Annotated in this window: 20 protein-coding genes; 9 read left to right on the top strand and 11 right to left on the bottom strand. The window is 67.7% G+C overall.

Features of this window, described 5'->3' with window-relative positions; all coding sequences use genetic code 11:
• Positions 1–26 precede the first annotated feature (26 nt).
• From BN3385_RS17350 to BN3385_RS17340, 3 genes are read right to left on the bottom strand one after another with little or no spacing between them, the layout of a single operon-like run.
• Complete coding sequence (locus BN3385_RS17350) at positions 27–350, bottom strand: P-II family nitrogen regulator (protein WP_059018469.1); 324 nt, start codon at positions 348–350, stop codon at positions 27–29.
• The gene (locus BN3385_RS17345) at positions 347–2,917 is read right to left on the bottom strand and encodes a DUF2309 domain-containing protein (protein ID WP_059018467.1); all 2,571 of its coding nucleotides are present in this window, start codon (positions 2,915–2,917) and stop codon (positions 347–349) included. Before BN3385_RS17345 ends, BN3385_RS17350 begins: the two co-directional genes overlap by 4 nt.
• Positions 2,914–4,464, bottom strand: coding sequence for a proton-conducting transporter transmembrane domain-containing protein (locus tag BN3385_RS17340; RefSeq protein WP_197415231.1), 1,551 nt, complete (start codon positions 4,462–4,464; stop codon positions 2,914–2,916). Before BN3385_RS17340 ends, BN3385_RS17345 begins: the two co-directional genes overlap by 4 nt.
• 176 nt (positions 4,465–4,640) lie before the next feature.
• Here BN3385_RS17340 and BN3385_RS17335 point away from each other — a divergent pair, with 176 nt between their 5' ends.
• Positions 4,641–4,925 carry a helix-turn-helix transcriptional regulator gene (locus tag BN3385_RS17335; RefSeq protein ID WP_059018464.1) on the top strand — a complete coding sequence of 95 codons (285 nt, stop codon included), beginning with the start codon at positions 4,641–4,643 and terminating at the stop codon, positions 4,923–4,925.
• Here the strand turns inward: BN3385_RS17335 and BN3385_RS17330 are convergent.
• From BN3385_RS17330 to glnA, 4 genes are read right to left on the bottom strand one after another with little or no spacing between them, the layout of a single operon-like run.
• Entirely contained in the window at positions 4,922–5,782 is an 861-nt protein-coding gene (locus BN3385_RS17330; protein ID WP_059022070.1) for a TIGR03619 family F420-dependent LLM class oxidoreductase, read from the bottom strand. The genes BN3385_RS17335 and BN3385_RS17330 overlap by 4 nt on opposite strands.
• Complete coding sequence (locus tag BN3385_RS17325; RefSeq protein ID WP_059018461.1) at positions 5,779–6,411, bottom strand: PaaI family thioesterase; 633 nt, start codon at positions 6,409–6,411, stop codon at positions 5,779–5,781. Before BN3385_RS17325 ends, BN3385_RS17330 begins: the two co-directional genes overlap by 4 nt.
• A 6-nt stretch (positions 6,412–6,417) precedes the next feature.
• Complete coding sequence (locus tag BN3385_RS17320; protein WP_197415230.1) at positions 6,418–9,390, bottom strand: bifunctional [glutamine synthetase] adenylyltransferase/[glutamine synthetase]-adenylyl-L-tyrosine phosphorylase; 2,973 nt, start codon at positions 9,388–9,390, stop codon at positions 6,418–6,420.
• Positions 9,391–9,420: 30 nt separating this feature from the next.
• A complete protein-coding gene (glnA, locus tag BN3385_RS17315) occupies positions 9,421–10,761 on the bottom strand; it encodes a type I glutamate--ammonia ligase (protein ID WP_059018459.1) in 1,341 nt (446 codons plus the stop codon).
• 97 nt (positions 10,762–10,858) lie between these two features.
• Between glnA and BN3385_RS17310 the strand changes: the two genes are divergently transcribed.
• The 3 genes from BN3385_RS17310 to BN3385_RS17300 all read left to right on the top strand — a co-directional run bounded on the left by BN3385_RS17310 (position 10,859) and on the right by BN3385_RS17300 (position 13,003).
• Positions 10,859–11,098: a hypothetical protein gene (locus BN3385_RS17310; RefSeq protein ID WP_059018457.1), complete on the top strand. Its 240-nt coding sequence runs from the start codon at positions 10,859–10,861 to the stop codon at positions 11,096–11,098.
• Positions 11,095–12,033 (top strand): hypothetical protein, encoded by a 939-nt coding sequence (locus BN3385_RS17305; protein ID WP_059018455.1) that lies wholly within the window; start codon positions 11,095–11,097, stop codon positions 12,031–12,033. Before BN3385_RS17310 ends, BN3385_RS17305 begins: the two co-directional genes overlap by 4 nt.
• Before the next feature lie 103 nt (positions 12,034–12,136).
• Positions 12,137–13,003, top strand: coding sequence for a hypothetical protein (locus tag BN3385_RS17300; protein ID WP_059018454.1), 867 nt, complete (start codon positions 12,137–12,139; stop codon positions 13,001–13,003).
• On the opposite strand, the gene BN3385_RS28265 is transcribed toward BN3385_RS17300, so the two are convergent.
• Entirely contained in the window at positions 12,926–13,342 is a 417-nt protein-coding gene (locus BN3385_RS28265; protein ID WP_156432789.1) for a hypothetical protein, read from the bottom strand. The two genes, BN3385_RS17300 and BN3385_RS28265, sit on opposite strands and share 78 nt — an antisense overlap.
• 169 nt (positions 13,343–13,511) lie before the next feature.
• Here BN3385_RS28265 and BN3385_RS17295 point away from each other — a divergent pair, with 169 nt between their 5' ends.
• Positions 13,512–13,892 carry a hypothetical protein gene (locus BN3385_RS17295; protein ID WP_059018452.1) on the top strand — a complete coding sequence of 127 codons (381 nt, stop codon included), beginning with the start codon at positions 13,512–13,514 and terminating at the stop codon, positions 13,890–13,892.
• Here BN3385_RS17295 and BN3385_RS28680 read toward each other — a convergent pair.
• Positions 13,815–14,234: a hypothetical protein gene (locus BN3385_RS28680; protein WP_197415229.1), complete on the bottom strand. Its 420-nt coding sequence runs from the start codon at positions 14,232–14,234 to the stop codon at positions 13,815–13,817. The two genes, BN3385_RS17295 and BN3385_RS28680, sit on opposite strands and share 78 nt — an antisense overlap.
• A gap of 34 nt (positions 14,235–14,268) precedes the next feature.
• Here BN3385_RS28680 and BN3385_RS17290 point away from each other — a divergent pair, with 34 nt between their 5' ends.
• From BN3385_RS17290 to BN3385_RS17280, 3 genes are read left to right on the top strand one after another with little or no spacing between them, the layout of a single operon-like run.
• On the top strand, positions 14,269–14,784 hold the full coding sequence (locus BN3385_RS17290) for a hypothetical protein (protein ID WP_059018450.1): 516 nt from the start codon (positions 14,269–14,271) through the stop codon (positions 14,782–14,784).
• 16 nt (positions 14,785–14,800) lie between these two features.
• Positions 14,801–15,697 carry a hypothetical protein gene (locus BN3385_RS17285; protein WP_059018448.1) on the top strand — a complete coding sequence of 299 codons (897 nt, stop codon included), beginning with the start codon at positions 14,801–14,803 and terminating at the stop codon, positions 15,695–15,697.
• A gap of 14 nt (positions 15,698–15,711) precedes the next feature.
• A complete protein-coding gene (locus tag BN3385_RS17280) occupies positions 15,712–16,611 on the top strand; it encodes a hypothetical protein (RefSeq protein WP_059018446.1) in 900 nt (299 codons plus the stop codon).
• Here the strand turns inward: BN3385_RS17280 and BN3385_RS17275 are convergent.
• Positions 16,608–18,137, bottom strand: a complete 1,530-nt coding sequence (locus BN3385_RS17275; protein ID WP_156432787.1) for an alpha/beta hydrolase — start codon at positions 18,135–18,137, stop codon at positions 16,608–16,610. The two genes, BN3385_RS17280 and BN3385_RS17275, sit on opposite strands and share 4 nt — an antisense overlap.
• 163 nt (positions 18,138–18,300) lie before the next feature.
• Here BN3385_RS17275 and BN3385_RS17270 point away from each other — a divergent pair, with 163 nt between their 5' ends.
• Entirely contained in the window at positions 18,301–19,311 is a 1,011-nt protein-coding gene (locus BN3385_RS17270; protein WP_059018441.1) for an NADP-dependent oxidoreductase, read from the top strand.
• Positions 19,312–19,323: 12 nt separating this feature from the next.
• On the opposite strand, the gene BN3385_RS17265 is transcribed toward BN3385_RS17270, so the two are convergent.
• Positions 19,324–20,868 (bottom strand): alpha/beta hydrolase, encoded by a 1,545-nt coding sequence (locus tag BN3385_RS17265; RefSeq protein ID WP_059018440.1) that lies wholly within the window; start codon positions 20,866–20,868, stop codon positions 19,324–19,326.
• Positions 20,869–20,940 lie beyond the last annotated feature (72 nt).

Raw genomic sequence — 20,940 nt, 5'->3', positions numbered from 1 at the left:
TCAGTACACCTTTCGTGTTTGGTGAATCAGGAGAAGTAGTCGGGACGGCTGACGTAGGTCTCGGTCACGAACATCACGCCGGATGAGGCGTCGAGCAGTGGCCGCAGACCGGCCAGCAGTGCGTCGACCTTGTCTTCGGGCACCACGGTGATCAGCAGTTCCAGCGCTGCTTGCTGGTTGAACAGCAGCCGGCCCTGGTGGTAACCGTTGTGCCCCAGTCCGGACACCCCGGACAGGCTGGTGAACCCGGTGGCACCGACGCTCTGAATGAGCTCGCGTACCGCCGGTGCGTCGCTTCCGGCGACGACCACCTCAATCTTGATCATCTTGGTCAGCGTCGGTGCTGTCATCGGACCATCTCCTCCTTGTCGAGAACTTCTGGTGTGCTGTGGTTTTCGGACCAGGAACGCCATCCCGACGGCGTCCATCTCTGCCAGTCCTGCCCCGGCTCCTCGCGGGCCGCGACGCAGACCCAGCCGTTACCGAAAAGTCGCTGCAGGATCGGGTTGCGGGCCACGATCATGTCGATGCGCTCCAGCGGTGCCTGCACCACGGCGAGCAGACGCATCGGCTCGTGGGTGAGACCCTGGCCGGTCGCCACCGACTGCCAGGGCAAGCCCAGCCGCAAGTCGCCTTCGTGGCCGGCGATCACACCCGCGGTTCCGACCACGTTGTGAATGGTCTTGGTGCCTGCGCCGAAGACCTCGGGCGCGACCGTGGAGAAGTAGTACTGGCAGTTGATCCACTGCGCGACCACCAGGGGGGCGGTCAGGATCGTCTCCAGCGCACTACCGTCGGTGTCCACTTCGGCCTCGTAGGAGTGCAGAAACGTCCTGCGCTGCAAGTCGATTCCCTGCGACATCCCGCGCGGCCCGACCAGGAAGGCGGCGTTGCCCGCCAGACCCCACTCGGGGTACACCTGGGCCCAGTCCAGCGACCGGCCGACGACGTGCCGGGCAGCCCGTGCCGGCGACATCTCCCGCGGTGCACCGGGCAGGACCGCGCTGCGCTCGGCGGCCAGTGCCGCGCCCGCCATCGCCAGTGCCTGCTGCAGGTCCACCACCTGGTCGCGGTGCGAGGCCGGAATCAGGTGATGGTCGAGCACCGTCACGCGGTCGGTGGCCGTGTCGTGCTGGCCGGCGATGAACCAGGTGTCGTCCGGGATGTCGATACCCAGCGGCCGCAACTCGTCACGGACCTCGGCCTGGTTCAGGATCGCCGCTGCGGTGCGAGCATTGGGCCCGCCGGCCTGCCCGCCGCAGGCGCCGCAGTCCAGCGAGGCCTGGTACGGGTTGTTCTCGGTGGTGCTGCCGTGTCCGCAGAGCACCACCAGCCGACCGAAGTCGCGGGTCAGACCCATGGTGGTCAGCGCCACCTGAGCGAACAGCGCCCGCTGCTCCAACGCGAGGTCATCGACGTTGAGTTCGGTCGGGGCGGGCGGGGCCAGCAGATCCCGCAGCCGCTGGCGCAGTCGCCCGCTCACACTCGGAGTCAGGGTCTTGGCCGCGGACAGCGGTGCAGCGGCCCAGCCGGCCGCTTCGGCGAGGGTGAACGGTGCCGCCAGAGCATCTTTGGCCGCGTGGAAGGCCGATTCGGCTCCCGCCAATCCGGTGATGCCCGAGACCCGGCGGGCGGCCGCATCGGCTGCATCCGGGGCAGGCACCTCGTGGATGTCGTGGTTCGGTTCGATCAGCACCGGGCAGAGGTCGCATGACGCCCCGCCGAGCAGGTCGGTGAACCGGATGGCCACCGCGAAGAACCCGGCGAACCCGAAGGTCTGGTACCCGTCGAGCGATTCGAGGTGCCTGCGCAACCCTTCGGAGCGGGTGTCGATGCAGGTGACCACCTGGGTGTGCGGGGTGCCCGACGGCGCCACCGTCGCGGCCTCGGCAAGCGCGGCCAGCAGCCCGTCGCGGTAGTGGCCTTCGAAGGCGTTCTGCCACACCATCTCCCGCGAGCTCACCGGCAGTGCGGCGAGCACTCGGGCGGCTGCGGTCAGATCGGCGTCGGCCACCTCGCCGACACCCCAGACCTCGGCCAGGTGCAGTGCGCGCTGCCGCGCGGCAGGCACCCGTTCGTCCTGCGGCTCGGTGGGGGTACCGTTCTTGCGCTCGGCGAGCAGGACGGCCTCGTAGCTCAGCCGCATCGCCAGGTAACCCATCAGGTCGATACCCTCCCCGCGACCCGCGCACCACTGGATGTGCGCGGCCCAGCCGGGCAGCCGGGTCAGGTGCGCCTGCAGATAGGCGGCCCGCTCGTCGTCGCCGACACCGAGCGCCGAAAGCGCCTGCAGCACAGCGTCGTCAGCGCGCCCGGCCACCGTGCGCAGCCTGGCCCTGGTCTTGCGGGACAGCGTCGGATCGGCAGCTGCCAGCCCGCGCCAGGCGGCGTAGAAGCCGCCGTCCCGGCCCGGCATCGGCCAGCCGGCCGAGCCGAAGAAGGCTGAGCACCACTTGGCCGCCTGCGCATCGACGATCCGTGCGACCTCGGGCGCGAACCGCTCACCGTTGGTCCGGTACCGGCGGGTCGGCTGAGGGGTGCCGGTGCCGTGTAGCAGGTCGCCCCGCAGCAACTCGGCGGGCGTGACGTCCCGGTCGCCGAACCGCAGTCCCGGTTCGGCCAGCAGGTTCTGGTAGCGCCGCTCGAGGACCCGGTCCAGGTCGGCATCGGTGATCCGTCCGGTCCGGTACAGATCGCGGAAGCCGTCCTCGGTCAGCGTCCCCCGCATGCCGTAGAGGTCACCGGCGCGGCGGACCGCCTGCTCGAAGGGGAGGTTCTCCAGGCCAGCCAGGGGGTTGACCGCGATGAAGGTCTCCAGGGGGTAGTGGGTGGGCAACACCCGCGCCGCCAGCGTGATGTCGCTGCGCAGCTGGGACCGTCGTTTGGCGAGTCCGGGCTCGAGGTAGGCGGTCGTCATGAACGTGCTCCTGTCAGTTCGGTGGCGGGACGGTTCGGTGCGGGTGCTGCGATATGCCCGGCGCTCAGGGCGCGGGTGTAGAGGGTGCGCTGCAGCCGGTTGCCGGCCGGCGCCCAGCGCAGCGCGGCCAGGCTGACCAGCACCGTCAGTGCGATACCGGTGATGAACCAGGTCACGCCGGCGGTCAGGATTGCGGCGGGCAGCGCGGGGGCGAGGAATCCGCTGACAGTCGCGATGAGCCAGACGTAGGCCATGGCGACCGGCAGCAGGAAGGCTGCGGCGCTGAGCACTCCCCGGCCTCCCGGGCGTCGGGTCAGCCAGCCCCAGGTCGCGGCGGTACCGGTGACCCAGGCGAAGATCAGCAGCGCCCACTCGGCCATGTGGTCACCGGGTCCGGCCGGGACCACCGCGACCGCCAGCGCCAGTGCTGCGGCCGGCAGGATCGGCGCCGCAACCAGGGCGGCCCGTCGCTGGGCGGGAGCCAGGGTGCTCGCCGGCAGCATTGCCTTGCGGCGCCGGTAGGCGATGGCCGATCCGGAGGACAGGAACAGCGTGGCCTTGTAGAAGCCGTGGGCGACGAGGTGGAAGACCGCGGCCGCCCAGAGCCCCAGCCCGCAGGTGAGGATCATGAAGCCCATCTGAGCCATGGTCGAATGTGCCAGCGCCCCTTTGATATCCGGCTTCACCAGCATGATGACCGCGCCGTAGGCCAGGGTCGCGATGCCCGCGACGATGGTCAGCGCCTGGGCAAGTCCGGAGGCGGCCATCAGCGGGCTGAGCTTGATGAGCAGGATGCCGCCCGCATTGACCACACCGGCGTGCAGCAGCGCGGACACCGGGGTGGGGGCGGCCAGTGTGGCGGGAAGCCAGCGGTGGAAGGGGATCTGCGCCGACCGGGAGAGGGCGGCCGCGACCACCAGAACCGCCGCGATTCCCATCAGCGTGCCGGCCAGCGGTTCGGTGCGCAGGGCAGCGAGGTCGACGGTGCCGGTGTGATTGGCGACCAGGATGACCGCGGCCCAGAGCGCGAGATCGCCGATCAGGAAGGCGGTGGCGGTGCGCCGGACGCCGTCGCGTGCGGCGGGCAGGTGCCAGTAGGTCGCGAGCAGCAGGCAGAGCGCGATCCCGGCCAGTGTCCAGCCGAGGGCCAGGACCACCAGAGTTTGCGCGGTCATCAGCAGCGCGGAGGACGTGGTGAGCAGCCCGGCGCCCGCGGTGAACCAGCCGGCGCGGGGATCCTCGGCCAGATACCGCACCGCGTAGGCCTGCACGATGGTGCTGACTCCGAAGACGAGGAGCAGCAGGACCACCGCCAGCCGGTCGGCCGAGACGGCGAGGATGGGCTGTCCGTCGGCCCCGCTGGCGGTGATGGACACCGCCTCGCCGCGGGCCGAAGCGAAGGCCAGGGCGACCGCGCCGACGAATCCGAAGCCGGCGACCCCCGCCCCGAGCCGACCGATCAGCCGGGCGTTGCTACGGCCGAGCACCGCGGCCAGCGCCGCAACTGCGATCGGGCCGAGCACGCTGGCCACCAACACTGCATTCATGACCGGTGATCCGGTCGCTGTGGTCTCGATTCCGCTCAACATACGACAGAAATTACATGTGTTTAGTTTCCGGTGTCAATCTTCGGGAAATATGAATCTTGTTTGAGTCAGCTGGTGTGCCGCAGAACCGGAGATGGGTGTTTCCTGATATGACGTTGACGACCTAGAATTCCGGTATGGCAGAGTGGACGTTCTTGACCAATCACGCCCACACGCTGCTGTGTATCGCTCGAGATCCCGGGATTCGGCTGCGTGACGTGGCCGAACGCGTCGGTGTCACCGAACGCGCAGCCCAGCGCATCGTCAGCGACCTGGTCGAAGCCGGCTATCTGGACCGGCTGCGCGACGGTCGGCGCAACTACTACAAAGTCAAGGCAGATCGCCCGCTGCGTCACCCCGTCGAGCGGGGTCACCACATCGGCGAGATCCTGACCGTCCTACACGAGGCGAACTCGAACTAGGTGTCGAGACCGAGGTCCTTGCGGAACCGCCGCATGCCGTCGATCTTCTCGGCCACGGTGGCGTCAGCACCGCAGTAGAACACCCACGGCATGGTGATGATGCCGTGGATTCCGGCGGCCGCTGCGCGCTCGTAGTGCTCGGGCAGGAAGGCATCCGACAGCGGTGTGACCACCGTGTAGCCGTCCATGCTCAGGCCCTTCTCGGCGCGCAGCGCCCGCACCTTCTCCACCCGCTCGATGGCCTGGTCCAGCGTGATCAGATCACCGATCCAGCCGTCCAGACCCGCGGCCCTGCGCAGCGCGATATCCGAGAGCCCGCCGCTGTAGACCGGGATGGGCGGCGGCGTGGGCGTCATCTCCAGGCGCGGTGTCTGGTAGAACTCGCCGTCGAACTCCGTCCAGCCCGGCTCCCATAGGGCCCGCATCAGGCGGATCATCTCGTCAGTTCGCTTGCCGCGCTTGGCGAACTGCTGGCCCATCAGGGTGAATTCCTCTTCGCACCAGCCGACGCCGATGCCGAGTTCCACCCGCCCGTCGGCCAGGTAGGCCGCGGTGCCGATGGCCTTGGCCGCCGAGTATGGGTCTCGCATCGCCGGGATGTAGACGGTGGTGAGGAACTTCAGCCGTTCGGTGGCCTGCGCCAGGGCGCCGACGAGAACCCACGGGTCGGGCCAGTCGGTGAACGGCTGCCACCGGCGCTCACCGTCGGGGGTGTAGGGATAGGGGGTGGCCAGCTTCTCCAGGTTCACCACATGGTCGGGGATGCCCAGGCCTTCGTAACCGAGATCGTCGGCGGCCTTGGCGATCTCGATGACGTCACTGGTCTTCAGGAATGCACAGCTGACGTAGAACTTCATCCCGTTGTCACCCTCGCCCACGCCGGCATGATGAATACCCCTTCTGCTTCCACGGTGGTGCCCTGCGCATCACTCAACGAGCCACGCGCATACGTCTTGTGTCCCTCTGTCCGGTCCACCCACGCCTGCGCCCGCAGCGGCCCCAGCGGGGTACCGCGAAGGTATTTCAGCGTGATCGTGCCGGTGAACTTCGGCGTGCTGAGCCGTTCGGTGGCAACCTCGCCGAGGATCTGGTCAAGCAGCAGTGCGCAGATGCCCCCGTGCACCAACCCGGGCGGACCCTCGTACACCGGGCCGAGCGTGAACTCACTCCAGCACCGACCGGACTCGTCGTGGTGCGTCGTCATCGGCGGTGCGATGGGATTGTGGCTCCCCGCAGCGGGATTGATCCATACCACCGGCAGACCTGTCTCCGCGTGGCGCAAGGTCCGCGGTCGTCCGGCCGGGGTGTCCTCCAGCGTCTGGCTGGCCTCGTCGATGGCCAGCCGGGCGCGCTCGATCGTGTCGGCGTCGGCACCGGTGTGGATCGTGGCGTGGATCAACCTGCGTACCGCCTGCGCCAACGGCTCATGCAGCGAGGCTATCCGTTCGTAGTCCTCGGCGCTGATGGTGTCCCACTCGAACTCCATTCCGCCTCAACCCCCGAAGACTTTGAGCACGAACGCTTTTGCCCGCCGCGTCACCCGTAGGTAGTTGTCCAGGAACTCCCCGCCGTCGTCGCTGTGCCAGCCGGCGGCCACTGCCACCGCGTTGAGCTGCCGGCCGGGACCCGGCAGTTGGTCGGTGGGTTTGCCGCGCACCAGCACCAGCGCGTTGCGTGCCCGGGTCGCCGTCAGCCAGGCCTGGCGCAGCAGATCCACATCGTCTTCGGCGAGCAACTCCGCGGCGCCGATGGCGTCCAGTGTCTCCAGCGTGGAGGTGTTGTGCAGGGCGGGCACCTGATGGGCGTGGCGCAGTTGCAGTAGCTGCACGGTCCACTCGATATCAGCCAGACCACCGCGACCGAGCTTGGTGTGGGTGTTGGGATCGGCACCGCGTGGCAGCCGCTCGGCATCCACCCGTGCCTTGATCCGCCGGATCTCCTGCACGGCCTCGGCCGACACGCCGCCGGCGGGATAGCGCGTCTTGTCCACCATCAGCAGGAAGCGGTGGCCCAGTTCGAGATCGCCGGCCACCCGGTGGGCGCGCAGCAGCGCCTGAATCTCCCAGGGCTGCGCCCACTGGTCGTAGTACGCCTCGTAGGAGGCCAGGGTGCGGACCAGCGGACCCTGCCTGCCCTCGGGGCGCAAGTTCGCGTCGACCTCCAGCGGCGGGTCGGCGCTCGGGGTACCCAGCAGTGCGCGGACCTGCTCGGCGATCGACACCGACCACTTCACCGCCCGGGACTCCTCCACCCCGTCGTGAGGTTCGCAGACGAACATCACGTCGGCGTCCGAGCCGTACCCCAGCTCGCCGCCGCCGAGGCGGCCCATGCCGATGACGGCGAGCCTGGCCGGTACACCCTCGGCGGGAGTGTTCGCCCGGATCACCACCTCCAGGGCCGACTGCAGCACCGCCACCCAGATCGACGTCAGCGCCGCACACACCTGCCGCACCTCGAGCATGCCGAGCAGGTCGGCCGAGGCGATCCTGGCCAGTTCCCGGCGACGCAACGTCCGCGAGGCCGCGATGGCCCGAACGGGGTCGGGATGCCGTGCGGCCGAGGCGATCAGCGCGCGCGCCACCCCGTCGGGTTCGACGTCGAGCAACTTGGGGCCGGTCGGTCCGTCGGCGTACTGCTGGATCACCTCGGGCGCGCGCATCAGCAGTTCCGGCACGAAGGCCGAGGTGCCCAGCACCCGCATCAGGCGTTTGGCCACCGCGCTCTCGTCGCGCAGGGTCGCCAGGTACCACCGGTGTTCCGAGAGCGCCTCGCTGATGCGACGGTAGGCCAGCAGTCCGCTGTCGGGGTCCGGGGTGTCCGACAGCCAGTCCAGCAGCCGGGGCAACAGCACCGATTGCACCCGCCCACGACGACCGCTCTCGTTCACCAGGGCGCTCAGATGGGTCAGCGCGGTCTGCGGTCCCTCGTAACCCAGTGCCGCAAGCTGCCTTTCGGCCGCAGCCGGGGTCAGGCCGCCGGCGATACCCACCGACGGGCCGACCGATTCGAGCAGTGGTTGGTAGAACAGCTTGGCGTGCAACCGCGACACCCGCAGGTTCTGTCGCTTGATCTCCTCACGCAGCACGCCGAGCGCGTCGTGGGTGCCGTCGGGACGCATATGCGCCGCGCGGGCCAGCCAGCGCAGCGCCTCGACATCGTCGGGTGCCGGCAGCATGTGAGTTCTCTTGAGCCGCTGCAGTTGCAGACGATGCTCGAGCAGGCGCAGGAACTCATACGACGCGGTCAGGTTGGCGGCGTCGTCGCGCCCGACGTATCCCCCGGACCCCAGCGCCGTGAGAGCCTCCAGGGTGGAGGCGACGTGCAGCGAGTCGTCGGTGCGGCCGTGTACCAACTGCAGCAACTGGACGGCGAATTCGACGTCGCGCAGCCCGCCGGTGCCCAGTTTGATCTCGCGGTCGCGAACGTCCGCCGGAACCAGCGCCTCGACCCGCCGGCGCATCGCCTGCACCTCAGGCACGAAATCCTCACGCTCACAAGCAGTCCAGACCATCGGCATGAGTGCCTCGATGTACTGGCGGCCGAGTTCGGCGTCACCGACCGCGGGCCGGGCCTTCAGCAGGGCCTGGAACTCCCACGTCTTGGCCCACCGTTGGTAGTAGGCGACGTGGGAGTCCAGCGTGCGGACCAGCGCGCCCTGCTTCCCCTCGGGCCGCAGTGCGGCATCCACCTCGAAGAAGGTGTCCGAGGCCAGCCGCATCATCTCCCCCGCCACCCGGGTGGTGATGGCGTCGGCGTTCTCCCCGACGAAGATCACGTCGACGTCGCTAACGTAGTTCAATTCGCGGGCACCACATTTGCCCATCGCGATGACGGCCAGCCGCGGTACCGGGGTGTCGCACTTGCAGACCGTCGCGGCGGCCACCTGCAGCGCGGCGTGCAGGGCGGCGTCGGCCATGTCCGACAGGTGGGCACCGATGGTCTCGAACGGCAGCACCGGCTCGTTCTCAACGGTCGGCGCGGTATCCAGTGCGGCCAGGATCAACAACTGGTCGCGGTACAGCGTGCGCAGCTTCGGCATGATTGTGGCTGCGGCCGTGCCGAATTCGGCGATGCAGTCATCGAAGATCTGGCGCAGGTGCCCGGCGTCGGGAAGGGTCACCGCACCTTCGAGCAGATGCCAGGACCGCGGGTTGGCCACTAGATGGTCGCCGAGCGCCAGTGACGAACCGATCACCGAGAACAGCCGGCCCCGAAGTCCACGATCCTTCAGCAGAGCGGCGTTCAGTTGTTGCCAATCCGGGCCGAGCGCCTCGGCCAGCCGGACCATGGTGTGCAGCGCGACGTCGGCATCGGGTGCCCGGGACAACGACCACAGCAGCTCGACGTGAGCATCGGTGTCCCAGCCGAGAGTGGCCAGGTCAGCGGGTGCCGACCGCTCGACCAAACCGAGTCGGCCCACGCTGGGTACGCGTGGACGCTGCGTCGCTGGTTTGGCCACGCCCACGACGGTATCGCACGCGGTTCAGGGGGTCGGCTACAGAGACAGGTAAGCCTTCAGCTCGAACGGCGTGACGTTGCTGCGGTAGTCCTCCCACTCCTTGCGCTTGTTGCGCAGGAAGTAGTCGAAGACGTGTTCGCCGAGCGCCTCGGCCACCAGTTCGGAGCTCTCCATCTCCGCCAGCGCCATGCCCAGGCTGGACGGCAGCTCGCGGTAGCCCATCGCGCGGCGCTCCTCGGGAGTCAGCATCCACACGTTGTCCTCGGCCTGCGGGCCCAGCACGTAGTTCTTCTCGACGCCGCGCAGCCCGGCGGCCAGCAGCACCGCGAAGGTGAGGTAGGGGTTGCAGGCCGAGTCGGGGCTGCGCACCTCGATGCGACGCGACGACGCCTTGCGCGGGGTGTACATCGGCACCCGCACCAGAGCCGACCGGTTGGCCGCACCCCAGGAGGCCGCGGTCGGCGCCTCGCCGCCGTGCACCAGGCGCTTGTAGGAGTTCACCCACTGGTTGGTGATGGCGCTGATCTCGCTGGCGTGCTCGAGGATTCCGGCGATGAACGACTTGGCGACGTCGGATAGCTGCAGCGGGTCCTCGGGGCTGTGGAAAGCGTTGGTTTCACCCTCGAACAGGCTCATGTGGGTGTGCATGGCCGAGCCGGGATATTCGGCGAACGGCTTGGGCATGAACGATGCCCGCACCCCTTCGGCGAGCGCGACCTCTTTGACGACGTAGCGGAACGTCATCACGTTGTCGGCCATCGAGAGGGCGTCGGCGTAGCGCAGGTCGATCTCCTGCTGGCCGGGGGCGCCCTCGTGGTGGCTGAACTCCACCGAGATGCCCATCTGCTCCAGCGCGTCGATGGCGTGGCGGCGGAAGTTGGGCGCCGAATCGTGCACGGCCTGGTCGAAGTAGCCGCCGTTGTCGGCGGGGACGGGCACGCTGCCGTCGTACGGTCCGGGCTCGAGCAGGAAGAACTCGATCTCCGGGTGCACGTAGCAGGAGAACCCGAGATCAGAGGCCTTGGCCAACTGCCTGCGCAGCACGTGCCGGCTGTCGGCCCACGACGGCGAGCCGTCGGGCATGGTGATGTCGCAGAACATCCGAGCCGAGTGATGCTGACCGCCGCTGGTGGTCCAGGGCAGCACCTGGAAGGTCGACGGATCGGGGCGCGCCACCGTGTCTGATTCGAAGACGCGCGCGAAACCCTCGATCGAGGAACCGTCGAAGCCGATGCCCTCCTCGAAGGCACCCTCCAGTTCGGCGGGCGCGATGGCGACCGACTTGAGGAAGCCGAGCACGTCGGTGAACCACAACCGGACGAACCGGATATCGCGTTCCTCCAGCGTGCGCAGCACAAATTCCTTCTGGCGGTCCATGACGCGAGCGTATGCACCGGCTGTTAATTCTGTGTTACACGCGGGGTAAATGCCGCATCACCAGGCGAATTGAGGAGGTTGTCCCGATACTTGTCCGATGAGGGCGGTCATCCCGATTCTTGTGATCGTGGGCATCGTCATTCTCGCCATGGCGATCTACATCCACCACTTGCGCAAGATGCTGCGCGGCGTCGACGATCCGCTGATATTTCTGTCCCCCAAGGAGCGCCGAGCCTATGCGCGCGAGTTGATGGCGCGCGAGAAAGAGCGGTACGAGGCCGAGCGCCAGGAACGGCTGAACCAGATCATCTGGAACAAAGGAGCGAACGACACGTGACAGCTCGAAGGATCGTCATCGGCGCCGTCGTCGCGGTGCTCATTGTGGGCGGCCTCATCCTGTCCGGCTGCAGCACCCAAGTCGGGGCGGGCACCACGGCAGTCAAGGTCGACGACTTCCTGATCATCCCCACCGACCCGAAGGTGGAGGGCTGCATCAACCCGGAAACCTCCGAGTTCAACCCGCCGGGAGGCTTCAAGGCCTACCTCTATCCCGCCCGTCAGATCAGCTGGGACGCCCTGGACGCCGACGACGCCGAAGCGCCGGCCACCATCGTCGTGTCGAACGCTTCTGCTCCCGCCGAGTTGAAGGTGCCGGTGTCGGTCACCTTCGACCTGACCACCGATTGCGGGAAGCTGATGAACTTCCACCGCGACTTCGGCACCAAGTACCAGGGCTGGCTCAACAGCGACGGCAGCGTGTCACTGGGCTGGAAGAACCTGCTGCGCTACGTCGTGGGCCAGCCACTGCAGAACACCTTGGTGTCGGTCGCGCAGAAGTACACCTGGCGGCAGATCTGGAACGACGAGAAGGTCCGCATCGAGTTCCAGAACGCGCTGCGCGACACCCTGCCGCAGGCCACCAAGAACCGCACCAACGGCGAGGAGTACTTCACCAACTTCCAGGTGACGGTGATGAAACCCGATCCGGTGGATCCGAACCTGAAGGCCGCCATCACTGCCGAGCAGCAGGCCATCGCCGACGCGAATGCCGTCAAGGCCAAGGGTGTTGCCGACGCGGAAGCCGCCAAGGCCAAGGCCGACGCCGATGTGTCGGCAGCCCAGGCCCAGACCGAGTTGGCCCGCCAGCGGGCCTTGCAGAAGCAGGCTGAGATCGCGGGTTACCCCTCGATCGACGCCTATCTGAAGGCGAAGGCCATTGAGGCGGGCCAGAACCCGTATCAGCCGACGTACGTAGTGCCGCAGGGTGGCTGACGCGCCGGACACGCCAAATCTGTCCCCGGAGTCAATTCCGGCCCGAGTTGCCCGGGCGAGCACTATTTTGCTTGCGAAGGCAACCAATGGAAGAGGCTCGGCCATGCATACCCACAAGATCATCGGCTCCACCACACTCGGCGCCCTGGCCGCCGGGACGTTGCTCAGCGCCGGACTCGGCGCCCCCAGCGCCAACGCCACCTGCGCCTCGTTCTGGGGAATCGGCAACAGCGCCAACTGCACCAGCACACCCACCAGCATCGCCATCGCCATCGGCCCGAACGCGACAGCCAACTCGGCAGGCCTCTTCGGGACCGCATTCGCGGTCGGCGCCAACTCGATCGCCACCAACAGTGGCTCCTTCAGCTTCGCCGTCACCGTGGGCGACGAATCAATCGGCCAGTCCAGCGGCCTGTTCAACATCGCGGCACAGTTGGGAACCGGCGGTACGGCCGCGACCACGGGTCTGACCAGCGCTGGCGGCCTCGGCCTCAACATCGCCCTCAACATCGGGGTGGGAGACAACTCCTACAGCTACGTCCAGGCAACCGGCATCGGCAACCTCGCGGTCAACCTGTTCGGCCCCGGCGCCAACTTTGTGCAGGTCACGACGGTGACCGCGGGCGGCGTCGCCAATATTGCGGCGAACCTCGGCGGCGCGGGCAACTCCGTCTCGGCGATCGACCGAGGGCTGAACCTGGCGATCAATACGTTGGGCGGCGGCAACACCGTCTACGCGGGCCCCGGCCCGCTCGCCATCTCGGCAGCGATCCTGCAGAACGGCCAGACCATCATCAAGAACGGCCCTGGCATCAACGTCAACGGCGTCGTGGTCGGCGGCGCGTCGGCGGTCAACGCCCGCAAGGCTTCTCCGGCTGCGGCATCCAAGCCGTCAGCCAAGAGCAGTTCCGGAAACGACGACAACAAGTCCACCGGCGGATCCAAGCGCGCCAAGAAGGCTGCCGACTAACCCCACCACGAAAGGCACCGCTATCAACTCTCGTCGCACCACCACCGCGGCGGCCGTCGGGGCATTCACCGCGGCTCTGCTCAGCACCGGGATTGGCGCCCCCAGCGCCAACGCCACCTGCGCCTCATTCTGGGGAATCGGCAACAGCGCCGACTGCACGAGCACCGTCACCGGTATCGCCATCGCCATCGGCCCCGGCGCCAAAGCGACGGCGAACGGCATCTTCGGGACTGCCTTTGCGATCGGCGCCAATGCCGAGGCCACCAACATCGGCGGTTTCAATTTCGCTACCGCGGTCGGCGACAACGCGATTGCGATCAGCAACGGGTTCTTCAACATCGCCACTCAGCTGGGAGCCAATGGCGAGACCGTCACGGCAGGCACGACCCTCGGCCTCGGCTTCAACTTCGCGCTGAATGTCTCGCTGGGCAGTACGTCGTACAGCACCGCCCAGGCAGTCGGCATCGGCAATCTCGCCGTCAACCTGTTCGGGGACGGAACCGGCGCCATGACGTCGAACAACGTCGCCGCGACCGGTATCACCAACACCGCAATCAACCTCGGCGGCCAGAACAACAACGTACTGGCCAACGGGGGTACCAGCGGAGCGTTTAACACCGCATTCAACATCCTCGGTGGCGGCAACGACGTTGGCGCCGGTACCGGTCCGTTCGCCATCGCCGGTGCGATCCTGCAGAACGGCAAGAACATCACCAAATCCGGCCCCGGCATCAACATCAACGGCCTCGTCGTCGGCGGCGCCTCAGCGGTCAACGCCCGCAAGGCTTCTCCCGCAGCGGCATCCAAGCCGTCAGCCAAGAGCAGCTCCGCGAACGACGACAGCAAGTCCACCGGCGGATCCAAGCGCGCCAAGAAGGCTGCCGACTAACCCCACCACGAAAGGCACCGCTATCAACTCTCGTCGCACCACCACTGCGGCGGCCGTCGGGGCATTCACCACTGCGGCTCTGCTCAGCACCGGGCTGGCCGCCCCCAGCGCCAACGCCACCTGCGCCTCGTTCTGGGGACTCGGCAACGGCGGAAACTGCACGAGCACCCCCACCAGCATCGCCATCGCGATCGGTCCGAACGCGATAGCCAGCTCGACGGGCCTGTTCGGAACCGCGTTCGCGATCGGCTCCAGTGCGATCGCCGTCAACCCAGGCTCCTTCAGCTTCGCGGTCACCGCAGGCGACAACTCCACCGCGCATTCGCTCGGCTCGTTCACCATTGCCGCTCAGTTCGGCGGAGGTGGCGCGGTCACGGTGACGGGGGCACCCAGCCTCGGCAACCTAGGTTTCAACATTGGGCTCAACGTCGGGGTGGGCGCCAATACCTACAGTTCGGTGCAGGCCACCGGCGTCGGCAACCTCGCGGTCAACCTCTTCGGCTCCGGCAATATCGTGCAGCAGAATGCAGTCGTCGCCGGCGGGGTGGCCAACATCGCAGCCAATCTCGGCGGCGTGAGCAACACCGTAGTGGCGGCCAACAGCGGTGGCCCCGGGCTCAACCTCGCCATCAATGCCCTGGGCAGCACCAACAGCGTCTACGCAGGCCCGGGCCCGGTCGCCATCTCGGTAGCGCTCCTGCAGAACGGCCAGGGCATCACCAAATCCGGCCCCGGTATCAACATCAACGGCCTCGTCGTCGGCGGCGCCTCGGCGGTCAACGCCCGCAAGGCCTCCCCCGCGGGCGCGGCCAAAGCCTCGGGCAAGAAGTCGTCAGGCGACAACACCTCCACCGGCGGCTCCAAGCGCGCCAAGAAGACCGCCGACGACTAGACAAGGAGTACCCACGATGTCCAACCGCACTGCGATCGCCGGCGCGATGACAGCCGCCGCACTGATCAGCGCGACGTTGACCGGTACGGGCCTGAGCACCGCCCCGACGGCAGCAGCCAGCTGTGTATCGGCCTTTGGCCTCAGTTCCGGCCCGGACTGCAGCAGCAGCGTTTTCGGGATTGCCGTGGCCATTGGCACTAACGCCCAGGCTCGCGCGAATGGCCTGTTCGGTGCCGCCTTCAGCGTCGGTGACCAGTCGGACGCCCAGACCGGCGACGCATTCACCTTCGCCATCAATGCCAGCACTGCTGGAAAGGCCTACGCCAATGGCGTGTTCGGGATCGCGATCAACATGGCCAACGGTGGTCAGGCCGCCACGTCTGGACCGGGCAACATCGGAGTAGGCGGGCTCGTCAACCTTGGGCTCAATATCGCGCTGAACGTGTCCGCAGCGAACAATGGACCGTTGACCAGCACCACGTACGCCGCAGGTGTGGGAAATCTGAGCGTCAATCTTTTCGGAAACGGCACGACACCCGGCGGCCAAGGCGCCGACGCGATCGGCCTTTTCAACATCGCGGTAGGTCTTGGCGGAAACGACAACCGACTCACCGCCGGAAGCTTTCCCGTGGTGGGGGTGTTCAACACCGCTTTCGCCATCTTCGGCGACAACAACACCGTGGTTGCCGGCCCTGGGCCCCTCGCTATCGCCGGATCGATTGGGCAGAGCGGTAAGAACATCACCAAATCCGGCCCCGGCATCAACATCAACGGCGTCACCGTCGGCGGCGCCTCGGCGGTCAACGCCCGCAAGGCTTCTCCGGCGGCCGCGTCGAAGCCGTCGGCCAAGAAGTCATCAAGCGACAACACCTCCACCGGCGGCTCCAAGCGCGCCAAGAAGGCCGCCGACTAGAAGAAGGAGTCACGATGGTGCCACACCGCACTGCGATCGCGGGGGCGATAACAGCCGCGGCTGCCGTCACCGCAACCGTGATCGGCGCGGGCGTCAGCACTGCCCCGACGGCAACAGCCAGCTGTGTATCGGCCTTCGGCCTCAGCTCCGGCCCGGACTGCCGCAGTAGCGTCTTCGGCCTCGCCGTCGCCATCGGCAACAACGCCCAGGCGTTCGCAGACGGCCTGTTCGGCGCGGCCTTCAGCGTGGGTGACCAGTCCTACGCCGCGACCGGTGACGCATTCACCTTCGCTATCAACGCCGGCGCAAACGGAGTAGCCGAAGCCAAGGGCTTGTTCGGGATTGCGATCAATCTGGCCAACGACGCTCAGGCCGTCACGGTTGGATCGAACTACCTGGGCAACCCAGGCAACCTGGGGCTCAATATCGCGCTGAACGTGTCCTTGGCGAACAGTGCAACGCAAGCCAGTCAAGCGTTCGCCGCAGGTCTGGGAAATCTGAGCGTCAATCTTTTCGGAAACGGTACGACACAGTCCGGCCAAGTCGTGAGCACGTCCGGCCTGTTCAACATCGCGGTAGGACTCGGCGGAACCGACAACACAGTCGGCGCCGGAGCGTCCCCTCCGCAAGTGGGGGTGTTCAACACCGCTTTCGCCATCTTCGGCGACAACAACACCGTGGTTGCCGGCCCTGGGCCCCTCGCTATCGCCGGATCGATCGGGCAGAGCGGTAAGAACATCACCAAGACTGGCCCCGGCATCAACATCAACGGCGTCACCGTCGGCGGCGCCTCGGCGGTCAACGCCCGCAAGGCTTCTCCGGCGGCCGCGTCGAAACCCTCGGCCAAGAAGTCGTCAGGCGATGGCGCCAAATCCTCCGGCGGCTCCAAGCGCGCCAAGAAGGCTGCCGACTAGCAGGTCAGATTTCCGGGCACCACCTGGTCGACGAGGTAGCGGACGACCGCGGAGTCCACGCACAGGTCGCCGTTGAACACCGCGGTGTGCTGGGTGCCGTCGTAGGTGATCAGCGGTGCGCCCAGCTGCTGGGCCAGGTTCACCCCGGCCTCGTACGGGGTGGCGGGATCATGCGTGGTGGAGACGACGACGACGCTGCCCGGCGGGGCCGGTGACGCTGCGTGCGGGGTCATCGTCGGCGGCGCGGGCCAGAAGGCGCACAGGTCTCGCGGCGCGTAACCGGTGAACTGACCGTAGGCCTGGAACGGCGCGAGTTCGCGCGTGCGCTGGTCAATTTCGGCCCACACCGCCGGGTCGGTCGGCGTCGGATCGTCGACACAGCGGATGGCGTTGAAGGCGTCCTGCCCGTTGTTGTAGCGACCCGCAGGGTCCCGCCCCTGGTATTCGTCGGCGAGCAACAGCAGATCACCGGCGTCGGTGTGGCGCTGCAATCCGAGCAGGCCACTCGTCAGGAACTTCCAGTACTGCGGCGCGTACAGCGCGTTGAACGTTCCGGTGATCGCGTCCTGGTAGGACAGTCCCCGCGGGTCGGAGGTCGGCCCAGGTGTGGTGACCAACGGGTCGACGAGTTCGTGGAACCGGGTGACCCACTGCGTCGGGTCGGTGCCCAACGGGCAGCCGCGCGACTTGGCGCAGTCGGCCGCGTAGTCGTTGAACGCCACCTGGAAGCCGGTCATCTGCTGAATCACCGAGTCCACGGTGTCCTGCGCCGGGTCGATCGCGCCGTCGAGCACCATCGTGCGCACCCGCTCGGGGTACCGCTCCAGATAGGCGGTACCCAACTCGGTGCCGTAGCTGAAGCCGAGGTAGTTGATCTGCTCGTCACCCAGGACCTGGCGGACGGTGTCCATATCCCGTGCCGCCGAGGCGGTTCCGACGCCGGCCAGGAACGCGGGGCCCAGCTTGTCGGCACATTCCTGGGCGTAGTCGCGGTAGAGCTGCTCGATCGCCGCGACGCCTTCGGGGCTGTAGTCGACCATCGGGTTGCGTCGCCAGGCGTCGAACTCGGCATCGGTGCGGCAGCGCAGCTCGGGTGTGGAGTACCCCACTCCCCGCGGGTCGAAGCCGACGAGGTCGAAGTGCTCGTTGATCGGACTGCCGGCCAGCGCGTAGCCCATGGCAGCCGCAGCATCCACGGCGGAGGCGCCCGGGCCGCCGGGGTTGATAAACAGTGAGCCGATGCGCTGCCCGGTCGCCGGGATCTTGATCACGGCCAGTTGTGCTTGTGCGCCAGTGGGATCCGCATCGTCGATCGGGACTGCGACGGTGGTGCATGTCGCGGTGGGCAGCTCAGCCGACGCCGTCCCGAGGAAACGTGCACAGCTTCCCCACGCAGCCTGCGGCGCTGTCGTCTGACCCGTCCCTGGTTCGGTGGCCATGGCCGCGGGGGCCGTGACACCGGCGGTCAGCGCGGCGCAGAGGAGCAGAGCCGAGCCGATCCGACTCGTGCTTCCCATAGCTGTCATCGTCGCACGGCGGCAACGACCGGGTCGCCCCGGAGGGGTCACACGTTGATCTCAGAAGCGCGCAGTGTCAATAACAATGAACTTTCGCTGACGTCAATCGGTGTAGGCCCTGCAGAACGGCAATGCCCCGAAAACGCGGGCGAGGTGCGGGTACGGTGCGCTCATGGCTGAACGCAATCGTCGATTCCTGCTCCGCGAACGCCCCACCGAACGGATCGGGCCGAACACCTTCGAACTCGTCGAGGAGGCGGTTCCCGACATCGCCGACGGCGAGGCACTGGTCCGGGTCGAGTGGATTTCGCTGGACCCGACCAACCGGATGTGGATCAACGACACCCCGTCCTACCTTCCTCCGGTCGCGATCGGTGAGGTGATGCGCGCCGCCGGACTGGGCCGGGTGGTGGCCTCCAAGAACCCGAATCTCCCTGTGGGACAGGCTGTCCAGGGCCTTCTCGGCTGGCAGGACTACCTGGTGGCGTCCGAGGGGGCGTTCGTCATGCCGACCGAGATCCCCGACGGCGTCTCCCCCAGCGCGTTGCTGGGTGCACTCGGAAGCACCGGGCTCACCGCCTGGGTCGGCATTCGCGATATCGGCAAGCCGAAGCCCGGCGAAACGGTCATCGTGTCGGCGGCCGCCGGCGCGGTGGGGTCGGTGGCGGGGCAGCTCGCCAAGGCCGACGGTGCGCGGGTGGTCGGGATTGCCGGCGGCCCCGAGAAGTGCGCGCTGTTGACCGAACAACTCGGCTTCGACGCCGCGGTGGACCACCGCGCCGAGGACTGGCGCGCCCAGCTCGCCGCTGCGACGCCCAACGGTATCGACGTCGACTTCGAGAACGTCGGCGGCCCGCTGATGGATGCGATCTTCGCCCGGCTCAATATCGGCGCGCGAGTTGCGCTGTGCGGCTTGATCTCCGGCTACAACGAGGCCGACCCGCCGCCCGGACCGAGCGCCTTCGGCAACCTGCTGATCCAGCGGGTGACGCTGCGCGGCTTCATCGTCCTGGACCACCTCGGTCAGTCGGCGCAGGCGGCTACCGAGATCGGCGGCCTCATCGCCGAGGGCAAGCTGACACCGCTGGAAACGGTCGTCGAGGGCTTCGAGCAGCTGCCCACCGCGATCAACATGCTCTTCGACGGCAAGAACGTCGGCAAGCTCGTCGTCAAGGTGGACTGACGGCCCCGGGCCTCAGCAGGTGGCCCCGGCTGGCGGCAGGGTGAGATCCACCAGGTAGGCGGCCGCGTAGTTGTCCACGCAGGTGTTGCCCTGGAACACCACCGTGTGCTGGGTTCCGTTGAACGTCAACAGTGATCCGCCGAGCTGCTTGGCCAGGTCGACACCGGCCTGGTACGGCGTCGCCGGATCGTTGGTCGTCGAGACCACCAGCACGGGCGGCAGACCGGGTGCGCTGGCGAGGTGCGGGGTGCTGGTCGGCGGCACCGGCCAGAACGCGCACGTGCTCAGCGGGGCGTGGCCGGTGAAGTCGCCGTAGCTCATGAACGGCGCGACCTCGCGCATCTTGCGGTCTTCCTCGATCACCTTGGTGCGGTCGGTGATCGGCGGCTGGTCCACACAGTTCACCGCGATGCGCGCATCGGTGGCGTTGGTGTAGTGCCCCTGGGCGTCCCGGCGCATGTACATGTCGGCCAGCGCCAGCATGGTGTCTCCGCGCCCGTCCTTCATCTCGCTGAGCGCCTGGGTCAGATGCCGCCACAGGTTGGGCGAGTACAGCGCCATGATGGTGCCGATGATCGCGTCGCTGTAGCCCAGACCGCGCGGATCGGCGGTGGGCAGCGGCTTGTCCACCAGCGGGTCGACCATGCTGCGGTAGACGTCGACGGACTTGGCCGGATCGGTACCCAGCGGGCAGGTGGGATCCTTGGCGCAGTCGGCGGCGTAGTCGTTGAACGCCTGCTGGAACGCCGCGGCCTGGTCGATATCGGCCTGGATCGGGTCGGCGTTGGGGTCGACGGCGCCGTCGAGGATCATCGCCCGGACCTTCTCCGGGAACTCCTCGGCGTAGGCCGCACCGATGCGGGTGCCGTAGGAGTAGCCGAGGTAGGTGATCTTCTCGTCGCCGACGGCCGCGCGCAGCGCGTCCATGTCCTTGACCACACTGGCCGTACCGACGTTGGCCAGGAAGTCCTTGCCCATCTTGTCGATACAGCGCTGGACGAACGCCTTGGTCTCGTTCTCGATGTGCGCGACACCCTCGGGGCTGTAGTCCACCTGCGGGTCGGCGCGCAGCCGGTCGTTGTCGGCATCGGAGTTGCACCACAGCGCCGGGGTCGACGCTCCGACACCGCGCGGGTCGAACCCGACCAGGTCGAACTTCTGCCGCACGTTGGCAGGCAGGTTCTCGACGATGCTGGCGGCCGCCTCGATACCGGACTCCCCCGGCCCGCCGGGGTTGATGATCAGCGAGCCGATCTTGTCGCCGGTCGCCGGGAACCGGATCAGCGCCAGGCTGGCGGTCCCGGCGTCGGGTTTGGAGTAGTCCACCGGGACGGCGATCTTGCCGCACTGCGCACCCGCCGGGATCGGCAGCGCATTACCCCCGCCACCGCCGGCTACCCGGCACGGCCCCCACTGCACGGGCTGGCCGATCTGCGGTTCGGCGATGACCGCCCGTCCCGAGACCATGGTGCTGCAACCGGCGCTCGCGACGAGCCCGGCCACAGCGGTGAGCACCAGTGCGGTGCGGACGACGCGCGGGCGGGGGTACTGCCTCATGGCAAACATGCTGCCATGTTCGGCGGGGGTGCCTCGCACACCGACCCGCCGACGGGGCTGTGACGTCAGCCG

This window comes from Mycobacterium sp. M26 (assembly GCF_001494595.1).
Taxonomy (GTDB): domain Bacteria; phylum Actinomycetota; class Actinomycetes; order Mycobacteriales; family Mycobacteriaceae; genus Mycobacterium.
The sequence above is the reverse complement of the archived record's forward strand: the minus strand, read 5'-3'. Positions and strand labels throughout refer to the sequence as shown.

Excerpts from the sequence above, each read along its gene's own strand:
- BN3385_RS17350 (WP_059018469.1), bottom strand. The coding sequence starts at position 350 with ATGACAGCACCGACGCTGACCAAGATGATCAAGATTGAGGTGGTCGTC.
- BN3385_RS17345 (WP_059018467.1), bottom strand. The coding sequence starts at position 2,917 with ATGACGACCGCCTACCTCGAGCCCGGACTCGCCAAACGACGGTCCCAG.
- BN3385_RS17340 (WP_197415231.1), bottom strand. The coding sequence starts at position 4,464 with ATGAATGCAGTGTTGGTGGCCAGCGTGCTCGGCCCGATCGCAGTTGCG.
- BN3385_RS17335 (WP_059018464.1), top strand. The coding sequence starts at position 4,641 with ATGGCAGAGTGGACGTTCTTGACCAATCACGCCCACACGCTGCTGTGT.
- BN3385_RS17330 (WP_059022070.1), bottom strand. The coding sequence starts at position 5,782 with ATGAAGTTCTACGTCAGCTGTGCATTCCTGAAGACCAGTGACGTCATC.
- BN3385_RS17325 (WP_059018461.1), bottom strand. The coding sequence starts at position 6,411 with ATGGAGTTCGAGTGGGACACCATCAGCGCCGAGGACTACGAACGGATA.
- glnA (WP_059018459.1), bottom strand. The coding sequence starts at position 10,761 with ATGGACCGCCAGAAGGAATTTGTGCTGCGCACGCTGGAGGAACGCGAT.
- BN3385_RS17310 (WP_059018457.1), top strand. The coding sequence starts at position 10,859 with ATGAGGGCGGTCATCCCGATTCTTGTGATCGTGGGCATCGTCATTCTC.
- BN3385_RS17300 (WP_059018454.1), top strand. The coding sequence starts at position 12,137 with ATGCATACCCACAAGATCATCGGCTCCACCACACTCGGCGCCCTGGCC.
- BN3385_RS28265 (WP_156432789.1), bottom strand. The coding sequence starts at position 13,342 with ATGTTGAAGAACCCGTTGCTGATCGCAATCGCGTTGTCGCCGACCGCG.
- BN3385_RS17295 (WP_059018452.1), top strand. The coding sequence starts at position 13,512 with ATGACGTCGAACAACGTCGCCGCGACCGGTATCACCAACACCGCAATC.
- BN3385_RS28680 (WP_197415229.1), bottom strand. The coding sequence starts at position 14,234 with ATGGTGAACGAGCCGAGCGAATGCGCGGTGGAGTTGTCGCCTGCGGTG.
- BN3385_RS17285 (WP_059018448.1), top strand. The coding sequence starts at position 14,801 with ATGTCCAACCGCACTGCGATCGCCGGCGCGATGACAGCCGCCGCACTG.
- BN3385_RS17280 (WP_059018446.1), top strand. The coding sequence starts at position 15,712 with ATGGTGCCACACCGCACTGCGATCGCGGGGGCGATAACAGCCGCGGCT.
- BN3385_RS17275 (WP_156432787.1), bottom strand. The coding sequence starts at position 18,137 with ATGACAGCTATGGGAAGCACGAGTCGGATCGGCTCGGCTCTGCTCCTC.
- BN3385_RS17270 (WP_059018441.1), top strand. The coding sequence starts at position 18,301 with ATGGCTGAACGCAATCGTCGATTCCTGCTCCGCGAACGCCCCACCGAA.
- BN3385_RS17265 (WP_059018440.1), bottom strand. The coding sequence starts at position 20,868 with ATGAGGCAGTACCCCCGCCCGCGCGTCGTCCGCACCGCACTGGTGCTC.